The organism is Negativibacillus massiliensis, assembly GCF_900148495.1.
Classification (GTDB): Bacteria; Bacillota; Clostridia; order Oscillospirales; family Ruminococcaceae; genus Negativibacillus; species Negativibacillus massiliensis.
Genome location: NZ_FTRU01000008.1, coordinates 228,556 through 240,834, shown reverse-complemented (window position 1 = coordinate 240,834; position 12,279 = coordinate 228,556). Strand labels below are relative to the sequence as shown.

8 protein-coding genes are annotated in these 12,279 nt (G+C 43.4%); 1 reads left to right on the top strand and 7 read right to left on the bottom strand.

Annotated elements, in window-relative coordinates; translation table 11 throughout:
* Window positions 1–64: 64 nt before the first annotated feature.
* The 4 genes from glgD to gap form a co-directional block, all read right to left on the bottom strand.
* Window positions 65–1,180, bottom strand: coding sequence for a glucose-1-phosphate adenylyltransferase subunit GlgD (gene glgD, locus BQ5375_RS07250; RefSeq protein WP_022132423.1), 1,116 nt, complete (start codon window positions 1,178–1,180; stop codon window positions 65–67).
* Window positions 1,170–2,396 carry a glucose-1-phosphate adenylyltransferase gene (locus tag BQ5375_RS07245; protein ID WP_022132422.1) on the bottom strand — a complete coding sequence of 409 codons (1,227 nt, stop codon included), beginning with the start codon at window positions 2,394–2,396 and terminating at the stop codon, window positions 1,170–1,172. The genes glgD and BQ5375_RS07245 overlap by 11 nt, the downstream gene beginning before the upstream one ends.
* A 63-nt stretch (window positions 2,397–2,459) precedes the next feature.
* Window positions 2,460–4,718, bottom strand: coding sequence for a 1,4-alpha-glucan branching protein GlgB (gene glgB, locus BQ5375_RS07240; RefSeq protein ID WP_076917649.1), 2,259 nt, complete (start codon window positions 4,716–4,718; stop codon window positions 2,460–2,462).
* A 1,042-nt stretch (window positions 4,719–5,760) separates the two neighbouring features.
* Window positions 5,761–6,780 (bottom strand): type I glyceraldehyde-3-phosphate dehydrogenase, encoded by a 1,020-nt coding sequence (gap, locus tag BQ5375_RS07230; RefSeq protein ID WP_022132419.1) that lies wholly within the window; start codon window positions 6,778–6,780, stop codon window positions 5,761–5,763.
* 382 nt (window positions 6,781–7,162) lie between these two features.
* Here gap and BQ5375_RS07225 point away from each other — a divergent pair, with 382 nt between their 5' ends.
* Entirely contained in the window at window positions 7,163–8,335 is a 1,173-nt protein-coding gene (locus BQ5375_RS07225) for a sensor histidine kinase (protein WP_022132418.1), read from the top strand.
* A gap of 58 nt (window positions 8,336–8,393) precedes the next feature.
* On the opposite strand, the gene BQ5375_RS07220 is transcribed toward BQ5375_RS07225, so the two are convergent.
* The 3 genes from BQ5375_RS07220 to BQ5375_RS07210 all read right to left on the bottom strand — a co-directional run bounded on the left by BQ5375_RS07220 (window position 8,394) and on the right by BQ5375_RS07210 (window position 12,180).
* Window positions 8,394–10,070 carry a DAK2 domain-containing protein gene (locus BQ5375_RS07220; RefSeq protein ID WP_022132417.1) on the bottom strand — a complete coding sequence of 559 codons (1,677 nt, stop codon included), beginning with the start codon at window positions 10,068–10,070 and terminating at the stop codon, window positions 8,394–8,396.
* Between the two features lie 65 nt (window positions 10,071–10,135).
* Entirely contained in the window at window positions 10,136–10,486 is a 351-nt protein-coding gene (locus BQ5375_RS07215) for an Asp23/Gls24 family envelope stress response protein (protein ID WP_022132416.1), read from the bottom strand.
* A gap of 194 nt (window positions 10,487–10,680) precedes the next feature.
* Complete coding sequence (locus tag BQ5375_RS07210; protein WP_022132415.1) at window positions 10,681–12,180, bottom strand: ABC transporter substrate-binding protein; 1,500 nt, start codon at window positions 12,178–12,180, stop codon at window positions 10,681–10,683.
* Window positions 12,181–12,279: the final 99 nt, after the last annotated feature.

The window sequence follows — 12,279 nt, the reverse complement described above, 5'->3', positions numbered from 1 at the left end:
CTTGATTTTGAAAAGGGAAGTCCCTTCCTTGGATGACAAGGAGGGACTTCCTGCATCTTTCATTTTATACTGCGGTACCCTTTTTAACAAAGAATGGATACTCTTTGCATCCAATCAGGGTCTTGGAATCGCGAATCATAACATCCTTATCGGTAACAACGCAATCAAGTACGCTCTTTTCACCGACATAAGTTCCCTGCATCAGAATCGAGTTTTTCACAACCGCACCCTTGCCAATCTTAACACCACGGAAAATAATCGAATTTTCTACTGTTCCTTCGATGACACATCCGTCTGCGATCATGGAATTCTTTGCACTTGCATTGATACCATATCGAACTGGAACTTCATCTCGTACTTTGGTGTAAACCGGACGTTCCGGTGGGAACAGCTGACGACGTACATCTGGATTCAGCAGTTCCATTGTGCAGTCATAGTAAGACTGAAGCGACTTGATGTCTGCTACATAATTATCGTAAGCATAGCCGTAGATTTTCAGACGCTGATTTCCCTGCTGCAGAACACCGCGGGTAAAGCTGTAGAAGTTTGTGCTGGATGCTTCGCTGATGATTCTTTCCAGCAGACGTTTGCTGATTACTGTCATGTTCAGCAGAACATTGCCCTCTTCCTGCTCAGGGTTAATAAATGCACCGTTAACACGTTTGTTTTCATCCATGCTGATGGTGATAACATCACGATGGATGGAGTCGGTAATCGGTTTATGTTTATATACTACCGTAATATCGGCATCTTTTTCTTTATGGTAACGCAGCACATCCGAATAGTCGATGGAGGTGATGTTATCGCAGTCTGTCATAACAACGATCTCTGCTTTCGAGGAACGGATATAGTTATAAATGTTTCCCAGTGCTTCCAGACGACCACGGTAAAGAACTGCCTCCTGGCTTCCATATGGAGGAAGAATGGTCAAGCCGCCTTTCTTACGAGAAAGATCCCATTCCTTACCATTTCCAACATGATCCATCAAGGACTGGAAATTGCTCTTTGTGATGATACCGACATCCTTGATGCCAGAATTAATCAGGTTAGATAATACAAAGTCAATCAGACGATATCTTCCGCCAAATGGCACAGAAGCCATGGTACGGTTTTCTGTCAGCTGTCCCAGCATGGAATCATGCATATTGGAAAATACAATTCCCAGTGTTTTACTCATCATTTCCGTCCACCTCCGGTATATCCTGTTCAATCATTGCTTTTGCCGGAACCTTGACGTTTTTGCCAACATGGATTCCCTTTGCAATTACGGTAACGCCCCAGCTTGCTTTGTCCTCAACATTTTCCGGACGGCAGCCTACTACTGCGTTTTCTCCGATTACTGCGTTCTCTGCCACGATCGAATATTCCACTACTGCACCTGCTTTGATAACCGAACCAGGCATTACGATACTGTCATGAACCACAGCACCTTTTTCTACCACAACGCCGGCAAACAAAACAGAGAAATCAACTTCGCCCTCTACAAAACAACCTTCGCTGATCATTGCATTCTGGGTAATAGCTCCATCTGCAACATACTGCGGCGGCATAACTGGATTTCGTGCATAGATCTTCCAGCTGTCGTCATACAGGTCAAGCGGTACGTTTGGATTGAGCAGGTCCATATTTGCTTCCCACAGAGAATCAATGGTTCCTACGTCTTTCCAGTATCCCTGGAAAGCGTACGCATACATTCTCTCACCGTTTTGGAGCATTGCTGGAATAACGTTCTTTCCAAAATCGTTTTCGGAATCCGGATTTGCTTCATCTTCTTCCAGATATTTTCTCAGTTTGCTCCAGGAGAAGATATAAATTCCCATCGAAGCCAGATTGCTCTTTGGTTCCTTTGGTTTTTCTGCAAATTCATAGATTTTTTGTTCTTCATCGCAAGCCATGATACCAAAACGGGATGCTTCTTCCCACGGAACTTCCATAACAGCAATGGTGCAGTCCGCCTGTTTTTCCTTATGGAATTCCAGCATCTTGGAATAGTCCATCTTATAGATATGGTCACCGGAAAGAATGACAACATATTCCGGATCATAGCGGTTGATAAAGTTAATGTTCTGATAGATTGCGTTTGCTGTACCGGTATACCAGTCTGAGTTGGAGCTCTTCTGGTAAGGCGGCAGCACATAGACACCGCCATGGATACGGTCAAGGTCCCAAGGCTGTCCGTTGCCAAGATATTCGTTGAGCTGAAGCGGCTGATACTGGGTCAGTACGCCTACCGTATCAATTCCCGAGTTTACACAGTTGGAAAGAGGAAAATCGATAATTCGATATTTGCCTCCAAACGGCACTGCCGGTTTTGCGATATCTCTGGTGAGTGCGTGCAGACGGCTTCCCTGTCCACCTGCCAGAAGCATCGCGATCCATTCTTTCTTTACGATCATGTTTATCCCCCTCTGGTAATGAGTTGCTCTATTTCCGGTTTGACCGGTTGTTTTGATACAAGATTATTCTTGTGTTTTTGTTGTTTTACGGGTACGCTTTGGCTTTTCAGCAGTTTCCTGCTTCGTGCTTTCTGCTGCTGCCTTTTTGCGGGTGCGTTTTGGTTTTTCTTCTGCTAGCGCCGCTGTCTCCTCTGCTGTCACTGCCTTTTTCCGGGTACGCTTCGGTTTTTCTTCTACTGGTGCTGCATCCTCTGCTGGTGCCGCTTTCTTGCGAGTGCGTTTCGGCTTTTCTTCCACTGGCGCCGCTGTTTCTTCTGCTGTCACTGCTTTTTTGCGGGTACGCTTTGGTTTCTCTTCCTGCTTGGATTCTTTTGCAGGCTCTTCGGTTACCTCAACATCAATAACATTGTCCTCTTTTGATTCCGGCTGAATCTTAGAAGGTTTCAGATACATTACAGACATTGGAGGGATATCCACTGCAATTGAGTTTGCTTTACCATGCATTGCAATCTTTTCAGAAAGGATAATCTCTTTTTCTTTAATGCCATTTCCGCCATATCGGATATCATCCGAATTGAGCGCGATTTCATAATTCTTCTCTTCCGGAATACCGAAACGATATCCATCACGTTCTACCGGAGCAAAGTTACAGATTGCAATGACATCGTCGCCCTCATCATTGGTACGGCGGAAGATCACAACATTCTGGGTGTTATCATCATGAACCAGCCACTGGAATCCATCCCAGCTATCATCAATTTCCCACATTGGAGAATTTTCCAGATAGAAGTGGTTAAGATCCCTTACAAAGCTTTGCAGCTTGCGGTGGCTTTCATAGGAGAGCAGCTGCCAATCCAGTTCTTTTTCAAAGTTCCATTCGATAAACTGTCCAAATTCCTGTCCCATGAACAAAAGTTTCTTGCCTGGGTGCGCCATCATGTAACCGAGCATGGTGCGCATACCTGCAAACTTCTGGCTGTATTCTCCCGGCATCTTATTGATGAGCGAACACTTGCCGTGAACAACCTCATCGTGGGAAAGCGGAAGCACATAGTTTTCCGAAAAAGCATACATCATGCTGAAGGTCAATTTATCATGGTTATAGGAACGATAAATCGGATCAAGCGATATGTAATTGAGCATGTCGTTCATCCAGCCCATATTCCACTTAAAGTTAAAGCCCAATCCTCCCACATATGGCGGTTTGGTTACCAGCGGCCATGCAGAAGATTCCTCAGCAATCATCAGGACATCGGAATGTTCTCCTAAAATTGCAGAATTAAGTTTCTTTAAAAATTCCACTGCTTCCAGGTTTTCGTTTCCGCCATGAACATTTGGTGTCCATTCCCAGGATTCTCTTCCGTAATCCAAGTAAAGCATCGATGCTACCGCATCAACGCGCAGTCCATCAATGTGGAATTTTTCGACCCAGAACATTGCGCTGGAAATCAGGAAGCTCTGCACCTCTGGACGTCCAAAATCAAAAATTCTGGTTCCCCAATGCGGGTGTTCCCGTTTTTGAATATCCTGATATTCATAACACTGGGAACCATCAAACTCGTATAGTCCCTGTGCATCTTTCGGAAAATGTGCTGGAACCCAGTCCATAATGACACCGATATTGTTTTCATGCATCTTGTTGACAAAGTACATGAAGTCCTTTGGGGTGCCATAACGAGAAGTTGCTGCAAAATATCCGGTTACCTGATAACCCCAGGATGGGTCAAACGGGTATTCGGTAATTGGCATCAGTTCCACGTGAGTATATCCCATATCTTTGACATAAGACACCAATTCATCCGCACATTTGCGGTAATCAAAAAACTGTCCATCCTCGTACTGACGCCAGGAACCAATGTTTACCTCATAGATGTTGATTGGCTCACCCACATGGTTCTGCAGTTTTCTTTTATCCATCCACGCCTGATCTTTCCAGAGATATTTTCCAAGCTCATAAAAGCGGGATGCTGATTCCGGGCGGGTCTGCATGTGAAATGCGTACGGATCGGTCTTGAGCAGGATCTTTCCTTCCTGTGTCTCAATACTATACTTATACAGATCGTATTGTTTTATGTCCGGTACAAAACCTTCCCACAATCCATTGTCGCTAATTTTTTCCATTGGATTTTGTGTTCGATTCCAATCATTAAAATCACCGACAACCGAAACACTCAGGGCGTGTGGTGCCCATACACGAAAAATCGCACCGGATACGCCTTTTCGCTTAGACGAGTGGGAACCCAAAAACTCGTATGCCTTATAATTTGTTCCCTGATGGAACAGATAAATTGGTACTTCATCTTTTTTGTTTACTTTATACATACTATCAACCCCCTCGTGTTTAGCATTATCATACCAGAAAACCAGCATTTTTTCAAGCATTTATTGTATAAAATCATGAAATATCATTTTGAGCTTTACAAAAACTTTGTTGTATATTAACAAAATCTCGCACTGTTCTAAGCCTTTTTATTCTGTCACGTTATGACACTTTATACAGTTTGAAGTGTTTTTTTTAGTAAAACGATATAGGAAAACTGCCAATTTGAACTTATTATTCTGCTTTTCTGGTATATTTCTGACAAATCCGCAGCGTTAATCATAACATACTTCTTTCCACAAAATTTATCGAAAGAAAGTTGCTTTTGATTTTTTCTTTTCCGTTCTTTTACATAAAAAAAGCCCGAAGCCAAAGGCTTCGGGTAAAAATTTCCTGTCTGATCTTATTCTTTTGGAACATCATGATCTGATTCGTCCAAATTCTCCAATGCATAGTTCAGGCACTGAATCACCACCCGATTCAGTGAAGTATTGTTTTTCGCTGCAACTTCTTCTAATTTCCTTATCATACCAACCGGTAAACGAAATGTTTTTGACTCCGTATCATACCCTTTTTGTATCCTGAACATCATCTGCACCTCACTATAATCAAATGATAGCGTGCATTTTTCGATAAATATAGACTTATTTTGCAAGATAAAATAAGTCTATATTTATTGCATATTTTTGGTATGATAAATCTGAAACTACAACTTTCCCGCAAAACAAAGTTTTAAACAATTTACAGGGTTAAACCGTAGTTTTATGCGCGCAAAAATCATCCACCAGATAATTTTTGCTGGTAGCATGCTACTTATAATTGGTTTTCGAGAACCTTTTCTCTTGCAAAAAGGTTTTCGAGCTCTCCCACTGAGCGCCTGACGATAAGAGATTTCGCTCGTTGCGACGAGCGCCCAAAGGCTCTGCCTTTGGAATCCGCAAACTTTTGTGTACAAAAGTTTGACAAAAAACCTCTATTTTAGATCCACTCCAAAAAAGAAGGACCAAAGCCTTTTGGCTTCGGTCCTTCAAAATCAATATTTGATTACTGAGCGTCAACAGCAGACATATGTTTGATCAGCTCGAGAACTTTGTTGGAGTAACCCCATTCGTTGTCGTACCAGGATACGAGTTTTACGAATGTATCGTTGAGCATGATACCTGCTTTTGCGTCGAAGATGGAAGTTCTTGGATCGCCCAGGAAGTCAGAGGATACAACCATATCTTCGGTGTAGCCCAGGATACCTTTCATGGTGGTCTCGGAAGCTTCTTTTACTTTAGCGCAGATTTCTTCGTAAGTGGTTGGTTTAGCAAGTTTTACAGTCAGGTCAACAACAGATACGTCCAGAGTTGGTACACGGAAGGACATACCAGTCAGTTTGCCTTTAACTTCTGGGATAACCAGAGCGCATGCTTTTGCAGCACCGGTAGAAGATGGGATGATGTTGCCAGCAGCAGCACGTCCGCCTCTCCAGTCTTTGTTGGAAGGACCGTCAACGGTCTTCTGGGTAGCTGTGGTAGCGTGTACGGTGCTCATCAGACCTTCTACAACGCCGAAGTTATCGTTGATAACTTTTACCAGTGGAGCCAGACAGTTGGTTGTGCAGGATGCGTTGGAAACAACTGTCATGTCTTTTGTATATTTGTCATGGTTTACACCAACAACGAAGGTTGGAGTTTCTTTATCTTTTGCAGGAGCAGAGATAACAACTTTCTTTGCACCAGCTTTGATGTGAGCGGAAGCTTTTTCGGTTGTTGTGAATACACCAGTGGATTCTACAACATACTCAGCGCCGCACTCAGCCCATGGAATTTCGCTTGGGTCTTTGCAGTCATATACGTTGATTGCGTGACCGTTTACAACGAATTTGCCATCTTTTACTTCGAGTGTGCCGTTAAACTGACCATGCATGGAGTCATATTTTGTCATGTAAACCATGTAATCAAGGCCAATAAATGGATCGTTAATACCTACTACTTCAAATACATCCGGCTGAGCCATTGCTGCACGGAATACTAATCTACCAATACGACCAAAGCCATTAATACCAATTTTAATTGCCATTTGAATCAAACCTCCTAAAATTTAGTTCTCTTATATATTACCCTATTTTCCTGAAATATACAATCCCTTTGTTATATTTTTAACTATTATTTTTACTATATGACTGATTTTTCTCGTGTTGTCAGATTGATTTTTGCAAGTTTTCACATAGAAAATTGCGTTTTTTCCGTTACATTCTTTTACTTTCGACTCAAAAAATGTCTCACCTGTTACCTGTCCCCTTCATAGGCTGATAAAAGGATATTTGCATTTTTTAAAATTATTCGTTATACTAAAGCTGTGATGTCATATTTTGTCATTTTATGTCGAAAAATAATAAATGTATATTTTCCTGCCAAAAAGAAAAGCTAACTATACTTCACTGTTTGGAAAGAGGTGTGCTATGACGCAGGATTTTAATTTACTGATAGAATCTTATTTTCAATCCATCATGGACTCTTCTGATCTTGTTCCACTGCCGATTGCACTTGTTGATGAAAATTTAACCCAGTTTTGGGAGAATCAATATTTAAAAGATCGATATCCTTTTCTGTGCAGCAAGGACAATGTAATTTCAATGATGAAAGGATATGACCTGTCTTCCGTCATTCTTGCAATGCGTACACAGGACGCATCCTTCTCCTGTCCTTCCCGCCTTCCGATGGTAAATACAGTTCTAACATTTTCGCCATTATATGACGATGCTCATGTCTGGATTGGTGCCGCTGTCCACTTTTCGGTAAGCAGCAGTGAACTTTTCCCTTCTGACACCAATCTTTCCCAGAAAATGCTTCAAAATTTTAATATTGCTCTGCGTGACCCTCTAGGATCTATCTTTTCTGGTATTTCCACCATGGCACGCCGACTGGAAGTGGAAGATATCGTTTCCTGTGAGACGCTCTTGCAGCAGCTTAATCAGCACTGCTATCACATGCTGAAATCATGCAGCATTCTTTCAGAATATACTGCCTACTCAAATGGTTTGGCAGAACGAAATCTCAAACTGATTTCTCTCAATCCTTATCTTGAGGACCTGTTCAAACATCTCCAGATGGTGGTTCGATGCGTTGGAATTCAGCTGAGTTTTCATCTTCCCTCTGAGCAAATTGACCTGAATCTTGACCCTGATAAACTGGTTATTGTTTTGACCTGCCTTCTTTCCAATTCGATTGCTTTTGCCGATCCTGACGCAGAACTCAAAACAATCCACATCGAAGTCAGTGTCAGCAAACGTTCTGTTCGTTTTGTGGTATCAGATAATGGTCTTGGCATCCAGTCGGATGTACTCCCTCATGTATTTGAGCCATACTTTACCAGTAGCCGGGAAGATTTGCATTTTTCTCACCTTGGGTTGGGATTAACCGTGTGCAAGATGATTGTCAATCATCACGACGGAGATATTTCCATCTTTTCCTCTGAAAAAGGAACATCCGTCAGCTTTACCATTTCCCGTTCTCTGCAAAGCGAATACCCCGGAGAACTCACATTCTGTGATAATCCAGTGGAATATATCACCAATTCCTATTCACCAATGTACATCTACCTTTCCGATGTGTGTGAATGGAGTGCAATCTAATCTGTTATGTATAAACGCAAAAAGAGCGGTTCCAATGAACCGCTCTTTTTTATAATTCCTATTCAACCGAAATGATAAAGTAGTAAACCGGCTGTTTGCCTGCAATCAGAACAACCTCAGCGCTATCGCCAAGACGTTCTGCTACTGCTTCGCGGATTTCTTCTGCCTGGTCTTCTGCAACATCTTCACCGTAAATCAGAGTAACAAAGCTTGCATCCTTGTTTGGTGATTTCTTGGTGAGGTTGTGGGTCAGTTTAACTACTGTCTTTTTCAGGTCAGTATCAACAAAGGACATCTTTCCGTTTTCCAGTGCTAGCAGTTCGCCCTTCTTGATCTTGTGACCTTCATAGTCACTGTCACGTGCTGCAAAGGTAACCGAACCGGTTCCAACTCTTTCATAAGCCTGAACCATGTTGGTAACATTCTGTTTGCGGTCTGCTTCCGGATCAAATGCCAGCATTGCAGAAAGTCCCTGTGGGATGGTTCTGGTCTGGAGAACGTCTACTTTACGGTCTGCCAGATTTGCTGCCTGTTCTGCTGCCATGATAATGTTTTTGTTATTTGGAAGAACAAAAACTCTTTTTGCTGCAGTTGCATGGATTGCGGAAAGAATATCATCGGTAGATGGGTTCATGGTCTGACCACCGCTGACAACATTGTCAACACCCAGATCAACAAACAGCTGTTTTACACCTTCGCCTGCTGCAATTGCAACAAAACCATATTCTTTATCCGGATCAACAGCCTTATATGGGAATGCTGGCTGTCCTTCTGCTTCCAGATCGACCAGCTTGTTGTTATCGCCGTGCTGTTCTTTCATGTTATCGATCTTCATATTAGTCAGATAACCCAGCTTCAGTGCTGCCTGAATTGCATTACCTGGCTCATTGGTATGTACATGACACTTGATGATCTCTTCATCATCAACTACAACAACACAGTCACCGATGGATTCCAGATATGCACGCAGAGAAAGCGGGTCTGCATCCGGATGCTCTTTGTTGATGATAAACTCGGTGCAATAGCAGAAATGAATATCCTCTTCATTGAACTCTGCTGCAACACCGTGTGCCTTTTTCTCTTTTGGAGCTGCCTGAGCTTCTTCTTCGGAAGGAATGATCTGTTCGTTTTCGATTACCGACAGCATACCTTTCCAGATTTCCACAAAGCCCTGACCGCCTGCATCGACAACGCCTGCCTTTTTAAGTACCGGAAGCATCTCCGGAGTCTGTGCAAGCGCATCCTCTGCTGCAGAAAGGATCTCTTTCCACATCATCACTTCGGTTACTTCTTCCTGCTGGGCAACCTGCTGTGCATGTTCAGAGGCAAGTCTCGCAACGGTCAGAATAGTACCCTCTGTCGGCTTCATAACTGCTTTATAAGCAGCAGAAACACCAAGAGACAGTGCATGCGCAATATCCTTTGCGTCTGCTTCTTCCTTGCCTTCCAGACCTTTGGAGAATCCACGGAACAGCAAAGAAAGGATAACACCAGAGTTTCCTCTCGCACCACGCAGAAGAGCCGAAGCTGCCTTTTTGGATACCTGCTCAACGGTTGGATCATCCTTGAGAGTTTCCAGTTCCCGTTTTGCAGCGTTGATGGTCATCGACATATTTGTACCGGTATCACCATCCGGTACAGGGAATACATTGAGCGCGTCTACCTGCTGTCTGCAATTTGAAATGCTGTTTGCGCCAGAGATAAACGCATCTCTGAGCTGACTTCCCTTTATCACACTAAACACTCCTTAACCAAACTATACCTGTCTTTCCTGACAACATGGGGTTCCTGAAAGCAGATTTATTGTTTCATGTCATCAACAAAGACATTGACTTTTGCTACCTGGAAGCCAGTTGCTTCTTCCACAGTATAGCGAACCTTGTTGACAATGCTCTTAACGATAGCCGAGATATTGACGCCATAGGTAACAGCAATGTGCAGGTCAATGACCAGACCGCCGCCAACATAGCGCACCTTTACTCCCTTATCCTGTGCCTCATCTTTTTTCAGAATATATCGTAATCCCTGGGAAGCCGTGCTTTCGACCATTCCGGCAACACCAAAACATTCCGAAGCAGCGTGGCCTACCAGGTTTGCAAAATAATCCTGGGAAATTTCGATTGATCCGAGATGATTTTCAAATTTAATCATAAATCACACGTTCCTTTCTTTGCGCCGGAACGACGCTTTTTAAGGGCATACCTATCAATGATATAATTATACCTTATTTACGCCCGTTTGAATAGACTTTCCCGTTTATTTTTCGCTATTTCATGCTTTATTTACAAATATGTGGGAATGGAAATTCCATTCCCATGTTAAGTTTAACAAGTGTTACAATATTCTTACTGCCAATCTTCCATCTGATAGAACAGATTATTGCGGGTCGCATTTACCGAAAGGGAGTATTTTCTGGCAAGTGAGAAGGTATTGTTGCGAAATGCCAGCGGAATAACCGGATATTCCTGCTGGAATGTGGTAACAAAAGTATCCCAGCCTTCCCCGGTAGAAAATGCGGTCTGATAGGCAGCTGTCAGCGCCTCAGATGGTGCTGAACCATATCCATATCGCTCTCCTTTGGTGAGCAGATGACTCAGATCCATATCGTCTCCAAGCAGAATCTCTCCCAAATACAGGTCATAAGAACCGGAATTGAGCGTCGAAAAATATTCCTCCTGATTTTTCGCTTCCAGCGTCACTTCGATTCCAACCTCGGCAAGCTGGGCCGCAATCTGGTTGGCTGTCTGCAAGCGATCTGCACCGTCACTGCAATAAAGCAAACTTAATTGCAGTGTACTTCCTTCCGAAGTAAGTCCTGCATCTGAAAGCAGTTTTTTTGCTCCCTCCAGATCCTGTGTTGGTGTACTGGACAAAAAGTTAGGGTGAAGCGGCGAAGCAGAAGCAATCGCAGAAGTCGAAAATGCTGACTGAATTAGATACTGTCTGTCCAAAGCAAGACTGATTGCCTGGCGCAAAGCTGCATTGGCAGTATCTCCTCTAGTCGAGTTTGCTCCCAGGAAAATCAACTGGTTTGAGGTAACTGGATAATTGCTGGTAGAAAGATTTGCAATATCCGAAGATGCTCCTTCGGTATAAAGTCCATCGATCTCACCCAGTTTCAGGCTGTAGGTTGCAACATCCTTTTTGGTCAGTGAGATCAGTTCAATCTGGTCGATGCTGGAAGCCTCGCCCCAATAGGATGGGTTTTTCTTTAAGATGGTACTGTCCTGTGAGGATTCTCCCTTTGCTGAGTAAACATATTTTCCCGTACCGATATAGGTGCTTCCAGAAAGTTTTGCCACCGGAAAGGTCAGAAGATTTGCAAACAGAGCGTCCGCTGTGTTCAATGTAACCTCCACCTGTGTATCGGATGTCGCCTTATGGGAACTGATATTGGTTAAAGCATTGCGGTAATAGGAACCTTCCGCCATTGCCATTGTCAGGCTGTTATCGATGTCCTGTGCTGTCAATGCAGAACCATCTGAAAAGGTCACCCCATCCCGAACTGTTAGTGTCCACTGTGTTCCGGAACCGGAAACAGTCACCAAAGCTGGTTCTGCCTGAAATTGCTGTGTCAGGAAAACAGGGGAATCATAAAGAAGCATCGCTGCCTTGCGGCTGTTCTGATCCGCACAATTCCACGGCGAAGCAATCAGGGAATCATAGTCACAGGGAAGCTTGAGAGTGTCTACCTTCTGCTGTGTATTCTCTTGGGTTTGCTCCTGAGATTCCCCCACTGTCAAATTCGGATTAAAAGACTGTTTTTCCCCAATCGTCGATGGACCGCATCCTGAAAGCATCAGGATACCCATAAGCAGCGCGATCAAGCGAACTGTCAGTTTCATCGTATCCTCTCCCAAAACTCCAGAAGATTATCTGGGTTATTTTATCATAGCACAAAGTTATGTCAAAAGCTCGTACTTTTTGTTTGCCTGGTTTCCATT